Raw genomic sequence first — 17202 nt, 5'->3', positions numbered from 1 at the left:
GAATATCCTGATCGCGAATCCGCTGCGTTGCAATCCAGGATGACTAGAGGTCGAGCACCGGCGCCTGATGAGCACGTTTCGCGGCCTCAACATCCCCACCGAGAGCCGCCCGACCGCGCGCACCAGGCACTCCATGCCGCATCCAGCGGACTCAACCAACCAAGCGTCGCCAGTAAGTCCGCCGCCAATAATACAGGACCGTGGTGTCCGGCCAGGGATAGGAGTCACCGTAGGGAACACCGCGCACGGGATGTTCAATATTGTCCAACGTCGGATCAACCGGACGCCAGCCGGCGTCGCGCGTCTCACCATCGACGGGCGCCCGAGTCTCACCGATGCGACGCCGTTCGGAGGCGCCATATCGCTGATAGTTCTGCTGTGCCTCGACCAGACTCACGGTATTGCTGCTACCCGGCATGGCAACGAAGCGCAATTGACTGAGATCGTCCTCCCAACCGCAAATCGGGCAGACTTGATGAAAACCGGGTTCATGCTCGTGAACGCAGTAGCCGCAGCAGGGGCACGGAAATTTTTGATCGTCGAACACCAGTGGACTCCAGCTGGTTGAGTTGTCGCCGAATCAAGGATCGACATCGATGCAGGCGGGCGCACGAAAAAGGGGCGCGGACGCCCCTTTTATGGTGCGGATGTCCGCACCTCTTCAGACCGAATACGAACCGAAACTCAGTTCACCTTCGGCTCAAGCTCACCCTTGGTATAGCGGTCCGCCATGGCCTCCAAGGAGATCGGAGTGATCTTGCTCGCATTGCCGGCCGACCCGAAGGCCTCATAGCGCGCCTTGCAGATCCCCTTCATGGCCTTGGTTGCCGCTTCGAAGTACTTGCGCGGGTCAAAATTGGAGGGATGGTCGTGCAGGTGCTTGCGAATGGCACCCGTCGAGGCCATCCGCAGATCGGTATCGATGTTGACCTTGCGTACCCCGTGCTTGATTCCCTCGACAATCTCTTCGACCGGCACGCCATAGGTCTCACCCATATCGCCGCCGAATTGATTGATGATGGCGAGCCATTCCTGCGGCACCGAGGAGGAGCCGTGCATCACCAGATGGGTGTTGGGGATCCGCTGGTGGATCTCTTTCACACGCTCGATGGCCAGGATATCGCCCGTCGGTGGGCGGGTGAACTTGTAGGCGCCATGCGAGGTACCAATGGCAATGGCCAGGGCATCGACGCCAGTTTTCTTCACGAAATCAGCGGCTTCCTCGGGGTCGGTCAGGAGTTGGCTGTGATCGAGTGTCCCCTCGGCACCAATCCCATCCTCCTCGCCGGCCTGCCCGGTCTCGAGCGAACCGAGGCAGCCGAGTTCACCCTCGACCGACACACCGCAGGCATGCGCCATCTCCACGACACGACGCGTGACATCGACGTTGTAGTCGTAGGACGCCGGGGTCTTACCATCCTCCTTCAGCGATCCATCCATCATCACCGAGGAGAAGCCGAGTTGGATCGAGCGCTGACACACGGCGGGCGAAGTCCCGTGATCCTGATGCATGCACACCGGGATGTGAGGCCACTCCTCGATGGCCGCGAGGATGAGATGACGCAAGAAAGGGGCGCCCGCGTATTTGCGCGCGCCGGCCGAGGCCTGAACGATCACCGGTGAATCGGTCTCGTCAGCGGCCTCCATGATGGCGCGCATCTGCTCGAGATTGTTGACGTTATACGCTGGGACGCCATAGCCATGCTCGGCGGCATGATCAAGCAATTGGCGGAGTGAAATCAGTGCCATGTGTGTTCTCCTCGGATCGAGTTGACGATTGAAAACAGAGTTTGGGCGGTGCGGTGGGGTTGTGGGCTCAGTCCTCCCGCAGGAGGGTGTGCTCACCGACCCGCATGATCTTCAGGATATTCGTCTGCCCTTCCACCCCGGAGCGATCACCTTTGGTGATGATCACGAGATCGCCATCACGCACCGTTCCGCGACGCAAAAGCTCTTCGATCACCTCGCGATTCACTTCGTGGATATCCGTACTCGAGACATCGAAGCTTACCGGATAGACGCCGCGAAACAGCCTGACTTTTCGACGGGTTTGAGCCGAGCGCGTGATTGCGTGGATCGGAATGCCCGAACGAATCCGTGACATCCATTTCACGGTCGATCCGGTTTCGGTCAGCGCGGCGATCGCCTTCACGCCGAGATGATTCGCGGTGTACATCGCGGCCATCGCGATCGCCTCGTCGACGCGGCCGAAAACCGAATCCAGCCGATGACCCGAGCGGGTGACATGCTTCTCAGCCTCCAGACAGATGCGGTCTAACGCCTCGACGACCTTGGGAGGATATTTGCCGATCGAACTCTCCGCCGAGAGCATGACCGCATCGGTCCCGTCGAGGACCGCGTTGGCGACATCGAAGACCTCGGCGCGAGTCGGAATCGGATTCTCGATCATCGACTGCATCATTTGGGTTGCCGTGATGACAACACTATTGAGTTCGCGCGCCCGGCTGATCAGGGTCTTCTGCGCGGCGGGGAGTTCCGCGTCACCGATCTCCACCCCCAGGTCGCCACGGGCCACCATGATGACATCGGCGGCGTTGATGATGTCGTCGATGGCGCGCATCGCCTCGGCGCGCTCGATCTTCGCCACGATGCCGCCACGCCCGCCGGCCTCGTGGAAGAGTTCACGCGCGAGGCGTACATCATCGCCATTGCGTACGAAGGAGACCGCCAGGTAGTCAGCGTCGAGATCGGCGGCGAACCGGATATCCTCCTGATCCTTCTCCGTCAGCGCCGGGGCGGAGAGTCCCCCTCCTTTTTTGTTGATCCCCTTGTGATCGGACAACTGGCCACCGACGACCACCTTGCACGCGATCCGCCCATCCCTGACCGACTCGACCTCGAGTTCGATCGCCCCATCGTCGAGCAAGAGCGTATCGCCATGGGTAACGTCATCGACCAGTTCCGGATAGGTGGTCCCAACCCGGCTCCGATCCCCCGCGTCGAGCGGACAGGTGGCATCGATGACAAAGGTCTCGCCCCGTGTGAGCTGGATCGGTCCGTCGCGGAACTTCCCGACGCGAATCTTCGGACCCTGCAGGTCCAGCAGCAGAGCGATCTCGCGCCCAGCGTGCGCGGCGCGTTCACGAATCCGTTCAGCCCGCTCACGATGCCGCTGGTGGGTGTCATGCGATAGGTTGAGTCGGACAACATCCACGCCGGCCCTGATCATCTCATCCATCACGTCGAGCGGATCGGTTGCGGGACCGAGTGTGGCGACGATCTTGGTACGTCTAGACATGGTCATGCTCGTGAGCCTCTGATCGCCAACGCCCCGGCCATCGCTGGGGTCGGTGGCCGAGTGGATTGGGGTCAATCCCGCGCGCGCGCTTCGAGCATCGCGACCGCGGGCAGCGTCTTACCCTCGAGATACTCGAGGAAGGCGCCACCGGCCGTGGAGATGTAAGAGACCCGGTCGTAGATGTCGTATTTCTGGATCGCGGCGATGGTGTCGCCACCACCCGCCAGACTGAAGCCCGGGGCCTCGGCGATCGCCATGGAGACGGTCTTGGTCCCGCCACCGAACTGGTCGAACTCGAATACCCCGACCGGGCCGTTCCAGACGATGGTTCCCGCCTTGGCAATGACGTCGGCGAGCACCTGCGCCGAGGCGGGGCCGATATCGAAGATCATGTCGTCCTCGGCCACGTCCGCAACCGCCTTGGTCACGGCCGGTTCGTTCTCGTCGAACCGTTTGCCACAGACCACATCGACCGCGATCGGAATGCTTGCTCCGCGCGCCGACATCTTCTCCATCAGCGCCTGAGCGGTCGGAATCAGATCATGCTCGCACAGCGACTGACCGACCGGGAAGCCGGCCGCGGCGAGGAAGGTATTGGCAATGCCGCCCCCGACCACGAGCTGATCGACCTTCTCCGACAAGGCTTCCAACACGGTCAGCTTGGTCGAAACCTTGGAACCGCCGACGATCGCGACCATCGGGCGCGCGGGCGCGGCCAAGGCCTGTTGCAGGGCGTCGAGTTCCTCGGCCAGGAGCAAGCCGGCGCAGGCAACCGGCGCCTGTTGGCCCACGCCATGGGTCGAGGCCTGGGCGCGATGGGCGGTGCCGAAGGCGTCCATGACGAAGACATCACAGAGGGCGGCATACTGTTTGGCAAGTTCCGCCTGGTCCTTACCCTCACCCACATTGAAGCGGACGTTCTCAAGCAGCACCAATTCGCCATCAGCGACCACGGGAGGCTGCTCGAGATAATCGCGCACCAACCGGATCTCACGCCCGAGCTTCGCGCCCAGGTTCGCGGCGACCGGCGCCAGCGAATCGGCCTCGGAGAAAACACCCTCCCGTGGGCGCCCGAGATGCGACATGACCATGACCTTCGCTCCCGCCGCGATGCAGTGCTCGAAGGTCGGCATGGACGCGGTGATGCGCGCATCAGACGTCACCTGACCATCCTTGACAGGCACATTGAGATCGGAACGGATCAACACCCGCTTGCCAGCAAGATCGAGATCGGTCAGCTTGATGAATGACATCGCAAAGCCTCTATGAAACGGTGATGAACTGGAACGGATTCAGGTCCAAGGTTGGCCTTGCCTGAAGGCGCTCGAGGGCTTAGGGGGTCACGACCAGACGAAAATCGAAAACGGAGAGCGGCGCGGCCTCACCCCACGGCCTTCATGACGCACTGGATCCGCGACGCAGGCAGGGCTGCCCGAGCGTCACGGATCAGGGCGCCATGAAGACGCGTGACCGCGATTACTTCGCGACGTGCTCCACCATCCGCAACATGTTGCAGGTGTAGCCATACTCGTTATCGTACCAGGCCACGACCTTCACGAAGGTCGGATCCAGTGCAATGCCGGCCTCGGAATCGAACACGGACGGCGTCGGGCAACCACGGAAATCAGTCGAGACGACCTTCTCATCGGTGTAACCCAACACGCCCATCAAATCGCCCGATGTGGACGCCTGCTTCATGGCCGCGCAGATTTCGGCGTAGGTGGCCTCCTTGCTCAGCTCGACAGTCAGGTCGACCACCGAGACGTCGGAAGTCGGCACACGGAAGGCCATGCCCGTCAGCTTGCCATTCAATTCCGGGAGGACCTTCCCGACGGCCTTCGCCGCACCGGTCGAGGAGGGGATGATGTTCTCCAGGATGCCGCGACCACCACGCCAGTCCTTCATGGAGGGGCCGTCGACCGTCTTCTGCGTGGCGGTGGCCGCATGCACCGTGGTCATGAGACCGCGCTTGATGCCCCAGTTGTCGTGCAGCACCTTGGCCACTGGCGCCAAGCAATTGGTGGTGCAGGAGGCGGCGGAGATGATCTCTTGCCCGGCATAGGTCTTGTGGTTGACGCCATAGACGAACATCGGGGTGGCATCCTTGGACGGCGCGCTCTGCACCACCTTCTTGGCACCAGCCTCGAGATGTTTCCGGCAGGAGGCATCGTCGAGGAAGAAACCGGTACATTCGATGACCAATTCCGCCCCGACCTCATTCCACTTGAGATTGGCAGGATCACGTTCGGCCGTCAGACGAATCCGGTTTCCATTGACGATCATGGTGTTGCCATCAACGGCGATGTCGCCTTTGAAATTGCCGTGCACCGAATCGTATTTCAACATGTAGGCCAGATAATCCGGGTCGAGCAGGTCGTTGATCGCCACGACCTCGATGCCCGGAAAATCCTTTGCAATCGCACGGAAGGCCATCCGACCGATGCGGCCAAAACCATTGATACCGACTTTCAGTGTCATTCAGTAACTCCTCTAAAAGGACTGGACAGATTAGGACGAATCCACGCGACCTGATGACCAGGGCGGTCGCACGGCTGGTGCCGAGTCGGTCGTTCCCTGCGTGCAGCGTCGGCCTCGATCAGGCTTGTTCGATGATGGTGTGCGTGCACCGCGCTCGGCGCAGGTGCACGCGCGGAACTCAGAGCACGCCTCGAACCTTCGCGACCAGATTCTCGACCGTGAAGCCGAACTCCTTGAACAAAGGCCCGGCAGGCGCCGACTCGCCAAACCGATTGACGCCCAGCACGTCACCCTGCTGGCCGACGTACTTCCACCAACCATCGGTCACCGCGGCCTCGACGGCCACGCGCGCGGTGACCGCGCTGGGCAGCACCGACTCGCGATAGGCCGCATCCTGCGCATCGAACACCTCCGTACAGGGCATCGAGACCACGCGAATCGCCTTGTCCGACATCGCCTCGGCCGCCTTCACGGCGAGTTCGACCTCCGAACCGGTGGCGATGATGATGGCATCCGGGGTGCCGGCGCAGTCGCGCAAGACGTAACCCCCCTGGGCGATCGCGGCGAGCTGCTCCGGGGTGCGGTCCATGTGGGCGAGATTCTGCCGCGAGAAGATGAGACAGGTCGGGCCATCACGCCGCTCGATCGCGCACTTCCAGGAGACCGCTGACTCCACCGCGTCACAGGGGCGCCACACATTCATGTGGGGGATCATGCGGAGGGTCGGGATCTGCTCGACGGGCTGATGCGTCGGTCCGTCCTCACCTAGGCCGATGGAGTCGTGGGTGTAGACGAAGATCGTCTGGATCTTCATCAGCGCCGCCATCCGCAAGGCGTTGCGCGCATACTCGGAGAACATCAGGAAGGTCGCGCCGTAGGGGATGAAGCCCCCGTGCAACGCGATGCCATTCATCATGGCGGACATCCCGAACTCACGCACGCCATAGTAGACGTAATTGCCCGCCTGCTCGCCCCGGCCGATACCCTTCGCCCCTTTCCACAAGGTCAGATTGGAGCCGGCGAGGTCGGCTGAACCACCGAGCAGCTCGGGCAGATGCGGCCCAAACCCGTTGAGCGTGTTTTGGGAGGCCTTGCGCGAGGCAATCGTCTCGGCCTTTTCGACCACGCTGGCAATGAAGGCGTCGGCTTGCGCCGACCAATCCTCGGGCAACTCGCCGGCGAGGCGCCGCTGCAACTCCGCGGCCTCCGCCGGGTACGCCTCGGCATAGGCCGCGAATCGATCATTCCAGGCGGACTCCGCGGCGGCGCCACGTTCCTTCGCGCTCCAGCCTTGATAGACGGACTCCGGAATCACGAAGGGAGGGGACGTCCAACCCAGTGCCTGGCGCGTGAGGGCGACCTCTTCCTCACCCAGCGCGGCGCCATGGCACTCCTCCTTGCCCTGCTTGTTCGGGGAACCGAAGCCGATGATGGTCTGGCAACAGATCAGGCTCGGGCGATCGGTGATGGCGCGCGCCGCCTCGATCGCCGCCTTGACGGCGGCTGGATCGTGTCCGTCCACCTTCGGGATCACATGCCAGCCGTAGGCTTCGAAGCGCTTTGGCGTATCGTCGAGGAACCAGCCCGGGGTTTCCCCGTGCCCACGCACCTCGCCATCGATCGAGATGTTGTTGTCGTCGTAGATCGCGATGAGCTTCCCGAGACCCAGCGCTCCCGCCAGCGAGCACGACTCGTGCGAGATGCCTTCCATCATGCAGCCGTCGCCCAGAAAGACGTAGGTGTGATGGTCGATGATCGCGTGGTCCGGCCGATTGAACTGGGCCGCCAGTGCCCTCTCCGCCAAGGCCATGCCAACGGCGTTCGAGATCCCTTGACCGAGCGGGCCGGTGGTGGTCTCGATCCCTGGCGCGTAACCATACTCGGGATGGCCCGGCGTCCTGGAATGCAGTTGGCGGAACTGCTTGAGGTCCTCGATGCCGAGCTCATATCCAGTGAGATGGAGCAACGCATAGATCAACATCGAGCCGTGGCCGTTGGAGAGTACGAAGCGATCTCGATTCGGCCAGTGCGGGTTGCCTGGATTGTGAATCATGAAATCGTTCCAGAGCACTTCGGCGATGTCGGCCATCCCCATCGGCGCGCCGGGATGACCGGAGTTCGCCTTTTGTACCGCATCCATTGCAAGCGCTCGGATGGCGTTGGCAAGTTCTTGACGTGAGGACATCAGTCCCTCCTGTGGTATCGGAAGCATTGAACAATCGGTCAGCGGTACCAGCGGCGCGACGCGCTGCCTCGGCTTCGGCAGCCGCTTCACCTCGCGGCACGAAGCGAAAATGCGGTATGCGGGGCAAGCGATGCGTCACGCCTGCTCGACGAGACCTCGAATGCGCAACCGGAACAAGCGGGCGGATTCCTGCTCTCGGAGTGCGATATTCTGAATGAATCGACCCGGTCAGAGAATCAAAACACACTTATGAGGTCAGATAAGGAGTTAATAACTTCCTAATACTATGGATTGTGCCATAGAATGACCCGGCTTTGCGAGCCTCATCCACTCCCCTACGACCTGGCCGCGCGCACTCTTTAATTTAAAACGAACGCGGGGTCACGCTCGCCACTTAATCGAGCAACCGATACTCGGGATCTGCTCATGCGGGCCCTGGCCGGTCTCAGCGACCTGCTTCATCGCCTCGTAGAGATCGCGTCGTACCGTCTGCGGGGCCGTCTCCTTGCGACTGGCATCGAGACGACCGCGGTATTGCAATTCCAGTCCCGCATTGAAGCCGAAGAAATCCGGGGTGCAGACCGCACCATAGAGGCGCGCGACCGCTTGCGTCTCGTCGAGCAGATAGGGAAATGGAAAGGAGAACTCCGCGGCGACCTGCCGCATGTTCTCGAAGGAGTCCTCGGGATAGTCCCGCGGATCGTTCGACATGATCGCCACGCACCCAAGACCCAGATCCATCAACGCACGGGTATCGCGGACGATGCGTTCCCGCACGGCCTTGACGTAGGGGCAGTGATTGCAGATGAACATCACCAAGAGGCCCCGTTCGCCACGGCAGCGGTCACGAGTCCAGATCTCACCGTCCACGCCGGGCAGGGAAAAGTCGGGCGCCGCCCGCCCGAAGTCACATATCGGGGTTTCGAGAGAGGCCATCGGATGGTTGTCTCAATACAATTCGGTGACTTGATGGTACCGGAACACGGGTGATTGCGAAATCACTCAACCTCCCGGACGCCATCCTCCGACCATCAGCCCAAGACCCGGGCGCGGCAACCGGCGCGCCAAGCGCCCGCCTTGCCGAGCGCGGCAGTCTCTGCTCCTAGGCGACCTAGCGCATCACCACGTCGGGTGATTTTGCGCGATCAATCGAAATCGCTATCATAGCGCGTCCGTCAACCACGCCCCTGGCGCCACCACGCAGGCCATGACAACTTATGATGACCAAGGATTATATCTTCACCTCCGAGTCCGTTTCCGAAGGCCATCCGGACAAGATGGCGGACCAGATCTCCGACGCGGTCCTCGATGAGATCTATCGTCGCGATCCCAATCATGCCAAGGCTCGGGTCGCCTGCGAAACCCTGGTAAAAACAGGGTTTGTCGTGCTGGCGGGCGAGATCACACTCACCGACGAGAACCTCAAGATCGACTACGAAGGCGTCGTGCGCAAGGTGGTCACGGACATCGGCTACGACGGTTCCGAGGTCGGCTTCGATGGCCACACCTGTGGCGTCTTGGTCGCGCTCGGCGAGCAATCGAGGGATATCGGCCAGGGCGTGGACCGCGAGACGGAGGAGTCCCAGGGCGCCGGCGATCAGGGCATGATGTTCGGTTACGCGACGAACGAAACCGATCAACTGATGCCCGCCGCCATCGACTACGCCCACCGCCTCGTCAAACGTCAGGCCGAGGTGCGCAAGAATGGCACCCTGTCCTGGCTGCGTCCCGATGCCAAGTCCCAGGTCACCTTCCGCTATGTGGACGGGAAGCCGGCGGGGCTCGAGGCCGTGGTGCTCTCGACCCAACACAGCCCTGACGTCAGCCAAAGCGTGCTGCGCGAGGCGGTGATGGAAGAGATCATCAAGCCCGTGCTGGGCGAGACCGGCTGGCTGACCCGCGAGACCCGCTACCACATCAACCCCACGGGGCAGTTCATCATCGGCGGCCCGGTCGGTGACTGTGGCTTGACCGGACGGAAGATCATCGTCGATACCTACGGCGGGATGGCCCGGCATGGCGGGGGCGCCTTCTCGGGCAAGGACCCGTCCAAGGTTGATCGGTCCGCCGCCTACGCCGGTCGTTACGTGGCCAAGAACATCGTCGCGGCCGGTCTCGCCGACAAGTGTGAGGTGCAGGTGTCCTACGCGATCGGCGTGGCGGAGCCCACGTCGCTCTCGATCGAGACCTTTGGCACCGCCAACATCAGCGAACACCGCATCATCGAGTTGATTCGCGCGCACTTCGATCTGCGCCCATACGGCATCATGCGGATGCTGGAACTCACCAACCGCGACCTGATCCAGTTTCGCGAGACGGCCGCCTACGGTCACTTCGGACGCTCCGAGCCTGGTTTCACCTGGGAGCGCACCGACAAGGCCGATCTGTTACGGGATGCGGCTGGAATCTGAGGCCAGAGTTCGGCGCGGGGGCGAACGCAAGCAGCCCGCCCTCATCCTCGGAGCGCGCCAACCGCGATCCTGCCCCCGCGCGCAGGCGCTGCAAACTGGATGAACGGAGCCGATGCCCACACACTGTTAGTTTGTTTGAACGAACACCGCCCCCTCGAGGAGCGTTGCGACCCGAGCCCCGCGGCTCGGGCCAGGCTCGAGGGTGTGGTCGACACGACAACGGCGCTCACTCACGTTTGATCAAGAGATGATAACCATGAGTGAGTTCACCGATTACAAGGTTGCCGACATTGCCCTGGCCGATTTCGGGCGCAAGGAGATGGACATCGCCGAGACCGAGATGCCTGGTCTGATCGCACTGCGCGAGCGGTATGGTCAAACCAAGCCGCTAGCGGGCGCGCGCATCAGCGGAAGTTTGCACATGACGATCCAGACCGCGGTGCTGATCGAGACCTTGGTTGCGCTCGGTGCCGAGGTACGCTGGTGTTCCTGCAACATCTTCTCGACCCAGGATCACGCCGCCGCCGCGATCGCCGCCGCGGGCATTCCCGTGTTCGCCTGGAAGGGGGAGACCCTCGATGAGTACTGGTGGTGCACCGAGCAGGTCTTGAACTGGCCCGACGGCGGCGGCCCCAACATGATCCTTGATGACGGGGGCGACGCCACCCTGATCGTCCATAAGGGTGTCGAGTACGAACAAGCCGGCGCGATCCCCGCGGCAAAGCCCGATGACAGCGAGGAATGGCAGTCCATTCTCGGTTTGCTCGCGCGCACCTTCGCGCGTGATCCCAAGCACTGGCATGGCATTGCCGAGGGCATTCGGGGCGTGACCGAGGAGACGACCACGGGTGTGCATCGGCTCTATCAGATGTACCGCGATGGGCAATTGCTCTTTCCGGCCATGAATGTCAACGACTCGGTTACCAAGTCGAAATTCGACAACCTCTACGGTTGTCGGGAATCGCTCGTCGATGCCATCAAGCGTGCCACCGACGTCATGATTGCCGGCAAGATCGCCTTGGTCTGCGGCTTCGGTGATGTCGGCAAGGGCTCCGCCGCCTCGCTGCGTGGCCTAGGCGCGACCGTATGGGTCACCGAGGTGGATCCCATCTGTGCGCTGCAGGCTGCGATGGAAGGGTATCGTGTCGTGACCATCGAAGACGTGATTGGCATGATCGACATCTTCGTGACCGCCACCGGCAACACCGACATCATCACCCATGACCACATGGCCGCAATGAAGGACCAGGCCATCGTCTGCAACATCGGCCACTTCGACAACGAGATTCAGGTTTCTTCACTCAAGCAGTACGAGTGGATCAACATCAAGCCCCAGGTTGACCAAATCATCTTCCCCGATGGTCATCGCATCACCTTGTTGGCCGAGGGGCGGCTCGTGAACCTGGGCTGCGCGACCGGACACCCGAGCTTTGTGATGTCCAACAGCTTCACCAACCAGGTTTTGGCGCAGATCGAGATCTACACCAAACCCGAGCAGTACCCGATCGGGGTCTATGTGCTGCCAAAGCATCTCGATGAGGACGTCGCTCGGCTGCACCTCGACAAGATCGGCGTCAAGCTGACCGTCCTAACTCGCGCACAGGCTGACTACATCGGCGTCCCGGTCGACGGACCCTACAAGGCCGAAAGCTATCGTTACTGATCGGCAGCCGGGGTCCGCTTAGGCCGTCTCGGCGGCTAAGCGGACCCAGCGTCGTGCGTGCCGCATGAGCGGTGCTTGGAGGATCGAACGTCATGCCACTGTCATCACATCCGACACCCATTTTCAGTGTCGAACTCTTTCCTCCCAAGACACCAGAGGGATTGGAGAAACTCAAACAGGAGATCGCGCGACTCAACGAGCTCGCGCCTGACTATTTCTCCGTGACCTATGGGGCCGGAGGCTCGACTCGTGAACGGACCTTCGAGACCGTCGACTGGTTGCGCGCGCAACGCATCGAAACCGCTCCGCACATGGCCTGCGTGGGCTCAACAAGAGCCGAGATCAGCCAGATCTTGGCACGCTATCGGGAACAAGGGGTCCAGCGCCTAGTGGCCCTGCGTGGCGATCTCCCATCCGGCATGGGGGGCGGCACCGGCGGAGATTTTCGTTATGCCAATGAACTCGTGACCTTCATCCGCGACACCTGCGGGGATCAGTTCAAGATCGAGGTCGCCGCCTATCCCGAGTATCACCCGCAATCCGGTTCGCCCGAGCGCGACCTCGCCAACTTCAAACGCAAGGTCGAGGCCGGCGCGGACGCCGCCATCACGCAGTATTTCTATAATCCGGATGCTTATTTTGCCTTCGTTGAGCGCTGCGCGGGGGTGGGCATCAGGATCCCCATCATCCCTGGCATCATGCCCATCACCAATTTCACGCAATTGGCGCGCTTCTCCGATGCCTGTGGTGCCGAGATCCCACGCTGGATCCGGCGCCGACTCGAGGCCTTCGGGGATGATGTCGAGAGCCTGCGCGCATTCGGGCACGAGGTCGTTCTCACACTCTGCCGTCGCCTGCTTGACGGCGGTGCGCCGGGCCTGCACGTCTACACCATGAATCAATCCGCCCCAACGCTGCGCCTGTGGCAGGAACTCGACCTTCCACGGACGCCCTGATCAGCCTCGCCGGGGCCGCGCCCGAGGACCGCGTTTGGCAACCTCGCGAGGGGAACAGGCCACGGCCTGTTCCCGCGCTGTTGGCGCTGTCCCCGGAGCAACATTTTCGTTTAGTCGTTGCGCCGTCACCATGTTGACGCCTATACTCGGAATACGTTGGACGGGTGATGTTTGGTCTGAGCGACCGCGCTGATCACCATCTCGTCGACAGGGGCCGTCAAGCCCGCAATCTCCCTTCTGCCTTGATTTGCGAAACTCGGCAAATCGTGCCGTTCGGCTGCTTGCGCCTTCATACGGTTCATTCCGAAGCCCAGTCCGGCACCCACGCACTGGGAGCCACCACTGGCTTCGCGCTCGTTCCCGAGCAGGTATCGGAGTCGATCCGACCCTGCGAAGGACCACATCGCGGGTTCGCTCGCGCTCACTGTTTCGTGACCATGATAAGGAAGGAAGACAATGAATAAGATGATCAAAACCGCTGGTCTTGCCGCTGTTGTTGCCCTGGCAGGCGCGTCCTTCTCCGCCAGCGCCTGGTGGGGTGGCCCGGGCTATGGCGGTCCTGGTTACGGTGGTCCTGGCTATGGCAGTGGCATGATGGACAACTTCGGCGACATGTTCGGTGACGGCACTGGCGATTTCAACATGAACATGAGTGGCGGTGGTCGCTCCTACGGACGTGGACGTGGCTACGGGCAGGGCTACGGCCAGGGTTACGGTCAAGGCTATGGCGCACCCTACGGCTACGGCGCGCCCTATGGCTACGGGGCCCCTTATGGTCAAGGCGCCCCCTACGGCTACGGCGCACCGCCCTATGGTGCCATGCCCCAAGCGCCAATGGCCCCGCCAGCGGCCATGCCTGCTCAGTAATTTGAGCTGAAGTCCCGCATCCGGCACGTCACCTGGCTCCCGAGCTTTGGGGCCACGTTGGCGGGCCGGTGCGGTCACGCTAGGCCAGTGAAGACGTTCTTTTGATCACACCAGTCGCACGAACCCAAAGTCCGACCGGACGAACCTAGAGGCTCCACGCACGACCCCCTCCGATCTCTGCTCCACAAAAATCCGCGTCATGATGATAATTGAGGCACATCGGGTCCACTCGGACATCCGTGGTCATCCATGCGAGGCTTGGCATGCCAGAGAAACACCTGTACCTCTCCCTGATCCCGCAAGCGCTGATTGGCTCGATGCTCGAACCGGATGCGTTCGGCAGTTACTATGCGATTGGCTCCAAGGCGCATGTGAAAGGCGAGGCGATCTTCTTCGAGGTCGATCCCAGCTTTCGCTCGGATGACTTCCCTTTTCGTCTCCTCGACGAACGCTGTGTGACACAGCCGGACGGGTCACCCAAGCGTTCGGTCTATCTCTCCACCTACCGCGTCCTCTCGCGGATTCCCATCTCCGCGCTCGGCAATCTCTATCTCGTCACGAATGACGGCAAGACACTGGAACTCGAGCGCGCGGCCTATCTCCCGGAACCGACCGGACGGCTCCACCTCTACCAGGAGTTTTGTCCGATCACCCCACTGGTCGCGAGTCGCTCCGAGCCGCACGATTTCTCCGATGCCATCACCAATCCCGCGCATCCCGTCCATGTCCCGCGTATCGTCTTCTCCGAGTTGCGGATCGGTGAGCTTGCATTCGATCCCGAGAAGGGCTCGGCTCATGACCTACCCTATCCCAACCTCGTCCATCTGCGTGATGTCCTGACCGAGCTGAAATACAACGACACCAAACCGAGCAAGTTGGTCTTGAAGCAAGTCAAGGAGGGCGTGCTCTACCGGATGGTTCAGGGCGGCTTCTACGTTGGTGACCAGCAGGCGTTTGCGTACTACCGGCTCCCCAATCTCGAAGAGCTTGAGGGACGGTATCGAAATTGGTGGCGTTCGGCCCAGGTGACGGGGCTGGAATAACCGCGTCTGTCGCTCGACCTGCGGGCAGACGCGACGGTGCGGGTCACATGATCTGCACAGTTTTCCTTTTGATGTCCTCATGCAGTGGGAACCTCCATGAACGAGCCCGTATTTTGGATTGCTCCGATTGCCGCGGTGCTGGCATTGATCTACGCTCGGACGTTCTTCAAGGCCATGCTCAGTCACGATGCTGGAACGGCGCGGATGCGCGAGATCGGCGAGCATGTCCGACAGGGATCCATGGCCTATCTGCGCCAGCAGTACAAGATCATGCTGTTGGTCTTCACGCTCCTCGCCATCGTCTTCGGCGTCCTCGCCTATCAGTTCGAGTTGCAGAATCCCTGGCTCCCCTTCACCTTCGTCTTCGGTGGCTTCTTCTCTGCCCTCGCCGGCTATTTTGGGATGCAAACCGCCACCCTCGCGTCGACCCGAACGGCCGCCGCGGCGCGCACATCCCTTCCGGATGCCTTGCGGATCGCCTTTCGCAGCGGTGCCGTCATGGGCCTGGTCGTGGTCGGCTTGGGGCTGGGAAATATCGTTGTCTGGTTCCTGCTGGCCAATCTGCTGGTCCCCGAGGGAACGGCGGGTGAAGGGGTCCGGATGGTCTTGATCACGACCACGATCCTGACCTTCGGGGTCGGAGCCTCATTGCAAGCCATGTTTGCCCGGGTCGGTGGCGGCATCTTCACCAAGGCCGCGGACGTGGGTGCCGATCTCGTGGGCAAGGTTGAATCCGGCATTCCGGAGGACGACCCGCGCAATCCAGCCGTGATCGCCGACAACGTGGGGGATAACGTCGGTGACGTCGCGGGTATGGGCGCGGATCTCTTCGAGTCCTATTGCGGCTCCATCCTGGCGGCTTGCGCGCTGGGCGCCGCCGCCTATGTCACGGATCCGACCCTGCAGATGAAAGCGGTGGTCGCCCCCATTGCCATCGCTGCGATCGGCATCCTGCTCTCCATCATCGGGGTCTTTTTGGTGAGGACGAAAGAAGACGCCACCCAAAAGGATCTCCTGGCCTCCCTGTCGCGTGGTATCAATGCCAGCGCCCTGATGATTATTGCGGGGGCGGCCGTGCTGCTGCTCCTGCTTGGCATCCCGAATGTGTGGGGGATCTGGGCGGCCGTGGTCACGGGTCTGGTCACGGGCATCATCGTGGGACGCTCGACCGAGTACGCCACCTCGGCAAGCTATCGACCGACCCGACACATCGCCAGCCAAGGCGAAGGGGGACCCGCGACCCTGATCATCGCTGGCGTAGGCGTAGGCATGCTCTCCACCGCCCTGCCGGTCCTCGCGGTCGGCACCGGCATCATCCTCGCCTACTGGTTCGCTTCGGGCTTCGATCTCACCCAGATGAACCTGGGGCTCTATGGTGTCGCCATTGCGGCAGTCGGCATGCTCTCGACCTTGGGGATCACGCTCGCGAGCGATGCCTACGGGCCGATCGCGGACAACGCCGGCGGCAATGCGGAAATGAGTGGTTTGGGCGCGGAGGTGCGGGCACGGACCGATGCATTGGATTCATTAGGCAACACGACGGCCGCCACGGGCAAGGGTTTCGCGATCGGTTCGGCGGCCTTGACCGCGCTAGCCTTGATCGCCTCCTACATCGAAGTCATCCGCATCGAGCTGGTCAAGTCTGGGCAAACGATGCTGACCCTCGGTCACGGCATGACGGTCGAAACGGCACAGGCGACCCTGACTGACTTCATGATCTTCTTCAATGTCACCTTGCTGAATCCGGCTGTCTTGGTAGGACTCTTGTTGGGTGCCATGGTGGCTTTTGTCTTCAGCGGCATGACGGTGCAGGCCGTTGGTCGCGCCGCCATCCTGATGGTCGAAGAGGTCCGACGTCAGTTTCGCGAGGATCCTGGCATCCTGCAGGGCACCTCACAACCCAACTATGAGCGCTGCGTGGCGATTTCGACCATGGGTGCACAACGGGAGATGATCCTGCCGGCATTGCTCGCCGTCACCACTCCAGTGGTCGTCGGACTCGTGCTGGGTGTCGCTGGTGTCATCGGTTTGCTGATGGGCGGGCTCGCCAGTGGGTTCGTGCTCGCGGTGTTCCTCTCAAACGCCGGCGGCGCTTGGGACAACGCCAAGAAATACATCGAATCCGGTTATCACGGCGGCAAGAGTTCCCGTGCGCACCGCGCCTCCGTCATCGGCGATACCGTCGGCGACCCCTTTAAGGACACCTCGGGCCCAAGCCTCAATATCCTCGTCAAGCTCATGAGCATCATGGCGATCGTCGTGGCCGGTGTGACCGTGTCCTACAGCCTGATCTGAGAGATCTGATCCGACGGACTGAGCGGACTGAGCGGATCGGGGGCG

At 61.9% G+C, this 17202-nt stretch carries 13 protein-coding genes and 1 riboswitch; of the genes, 6 read left to right on the top strand and 7 right to left on the bottom strand.

Annotated elements, in window-relative coordinates; genetic code table 11:
• Positions 1–151 precede the first annotated feature (151 nt).
• From CKO25_RS00560 to CKO25_RS00530, 7 genes are all read right to left on the bottom strand, one after another.
• On the bottom strand, positions 152–547 hold the full coding sequence (locus tag CKO25_RS00560) for a CPCC family cysteine-rich protein (protein ID WP_200385964.1): 396 nt from the start codon (positions 545–547) through the stop codon (positions 152–154).
• A gap of 137 nt (positions 548–684) precedes the next feature.
• Complete coding sequence (gene fba, locus CKO25_RS00555; protein WP_200385963.1) at positions 685–1749, bottom strand: class II fructose-bisphosphate aldolase; 1065 nt, start codon at positions 1747–1749, stop codon at positions 685–687.
• Positions 1750–1816: 67 nt separating this feature from the next.
• Positions 1817–3259: a pyruvate kinase gene (gene pyk / locus CKO25_RS00550; RefSeq protein WP_200385962.1), complete on the bottom strand. Its 1443-nt coding sequence runs from the start codon at positions 3257–3259 to the stop codon at positions 1817–1819.
• A gap of 71 nt (positions 3260–3330) precedes the next feature.
• Entirely contained in the window at positions 3331–4512 is a 1182-nt protein-coding gene (locus tag CKO25_RS00545; protein WP_200385961.1) for a phosphoglycerate kinase, read from the bottom strand.
• 223 nt (positions 4513–4735) lie between these two features.
• Complete coding sequence (gap, locus tag CKO25_RS00540) at positions 4736–5737, bottom strand: type I glyceraldehyde-3-phosphate dehydrogenase (RefSeq protein WP_200385960.1); 1002 nt, start codon at positions 5735–5737, stop codon at positions 4736–4738.
• A gap of 178 nt (positions 5738–5915) precedes the next feature.
• Positions 5916–7922, bottom strand: a complete 2007-nt coding sequence (tkt, locus tag CKO25_RS00535; RefSeq protein ID WP_200385959.1) for a transketolase — start codon at positions 7920–7922, stop codon at positions 5916–5918.
• Positions 7923–8303: 381 nt separating this feature from the next.
• The gene (locus tag CKO25_RS00530; protein ID WP_200385958.1) at positions 8304–8858 is read right to left on the bottom strand and encodes a thioredoxin family protein; all 555 of its coding nucleotides are present in this window, start codon (positions 8856–8858) and stop codon (positions 8304–8306) included.
• A 284-nt stretch (positions 8859–9142) separates the two neighbouring features.
• Between CKO25_RS00530 and metK the strand changes: the two genes are divergently transcribed.
• From metK to CKO25_RS00500, 6 genes are all read left to right on the top strand, one after another.
• Complete coding sequence (gene metK / locus CKO25_RS00525) at positions 9143–10333, top strand: methionine adenosyltransferase (protein ID WP_242467300.1); 1191 nt, start codon at positions 9143–9145, stop codon at positions 10331–10333.
• A gap of 150 nt (positions 10334–10483) precedes the next feature.
• A riboswitch (S-adenosyl-L-homocysteine riboswitch) is annotated at positions 10484–10568 on the top strand.
• Positions 10569–10589: 21 nt separating this feature from the next.
• Positions 10590–11996: an adenosylhomocysteinase gene (ahcY, locus tag CKO25_RS00520; RefSeq protein WP_200385956.1), complete on the top strand. Its 1407-nt coding sequence runs from the start codon at positions 10590–10592 to the stop codon at positions 11994–11996.
• 92 nt (positions 11997–12088) lie between these two features.
• On the top strand, positions 12089–12952 hold the full coding sequence (gene metF, locus CKO25_RS00515) for a methylenetetrahydrofolate reductase [NAD(P)H] (RefSeq protein WP_200385955.1): 864 nt from the start codon (positions 12089–12091) through the stop codon (positions 12950–12952).
• Between the two features lie 456 nt (positions 12953–13408).
• Positions 13409–13819, top strand: a complete 411-nt coding sequence (locus CKO25_RS00510; RefSeq protein ID WP_276568992.1) for a sulfur globule family protein — start codon at positions 13409–13411, stop codon at positions 13817–13819.
• A 263-nt stretch (positions 13820–14082) separates the two neighbouring features.
• Positions 14083–14862 carry a hypothetical protein gene (locus CKO25_RS00505; protein ID WP_200385954.1) on the top strand — a complete coding sequence of 260 codons (780 nt, stop codon included), beginning with the start codon at positions 14083–14085 and terminating at the stop codon, positions 14860–14862.
• 96 nt (positions 14863–14958) lie between these two features.
• Positions 14959–17157, top strand: coding sequence for a sodium-translocating pyrophosphatase (locus CKO25_RS00500; RefSeq protein WP_200385953.1), 2199 nt, complete (start codon positions 14959–14961; stop codon positions 17155–17157).
• The last annotated feature ends 45 nt before the right edge of the window (positions 17158–17202 follow it).

Source organism: Thiocapsa imhoffii (assembly GCF_016583985.1).
GTDB lineage: Bacteria > Pseudomonadota > Gammaproteobacteria > Chromatiales > Chromatiaceae > Thiocapsa > Thiocapsa imhoffii.
Note: the sequence above shows the minus strand (reverse complement) of the source record. Positions and strands in the feature narration are given on the sequence as shown.

Coding starts and splice junctions, on each gene's coding strand:
- metF (WP_200385955.1), top strand. CDS start 12,089: ATGCCACTGTCATCACATCCGACACCCATTTTCAGTGTCGAACTCTTT.
- metK (WP_242467300.1), top strand. CDS start 9,143: ATGACCAAGGATTATATCTTCACCTCCGAGTCCGTTTCCGAAGGCCAT.
- CKO25_RS00505 (WP_200385954.1), top strand. CDS start 14,083: ATGCCAGAGAAACACCTGTACCTCTCCCTGATCCCGCAAGCGCTGATT.
- fba (WP_200385963.1), bottom strand. CDS start 1,749: ATGGCACTGATTTCACTCCGCCAATTGCTTGATCATGCCGCCGAGCAT.
- pyk (WP_200385962.1), bottom strand. CDS start 3,259: ATGTCTAGACGTACCAAGATCGTCGCCACACTCGGTCCCGCAACCGAT.
- CKO25_RS00530 (WP_200385958.1), bottom strand. CDS start 8,858: ATGGCCTCTCTCGAAACCCCGATATGTGACTTCGGGCGGGCGGCGCCC.
- CKO25_RS00510 (WP_276568992.1), top strand. CDS start 13,409: ATGAATAAGATGATCAAAACCGCTGGTCTTGCCGCTGTTGTTGCCCTG.
- gap (WP_200385960.1), bottom strand. CDS start 5,737: ATGACACTGAAAGTCGGTATCAATGGTTTTGGCCGCATCGGTCGGATG.
- CKO25_RS00545 (WP_200385961.1), bottom strand. CDS start 4,512: ATGTCATTCATCAAGCTGACCGATCTCGATCTTGCTGGCAAGCGGGTG.
- ahcY (WP_200385956.1), top strand. CDS start 10,590: ATGAGTGAGTTCACCGATTACAAGGTTGCCGACATTGCCCTGGCCGAT.
- tkt (WP_200385959.1), bottom strand. CDS start 7,922: ATGTCCTCACGTCAAGAACTTGCCAACGCCATCCGAGCGCTTGCAATG.
- CKO25_RS00500 (WP_200385953.1), top strand. CDS start 14,959: ATGAACGAGCCCGTATTTTGGATTGCTCCGATTGCCGCGGTGCTGGCA.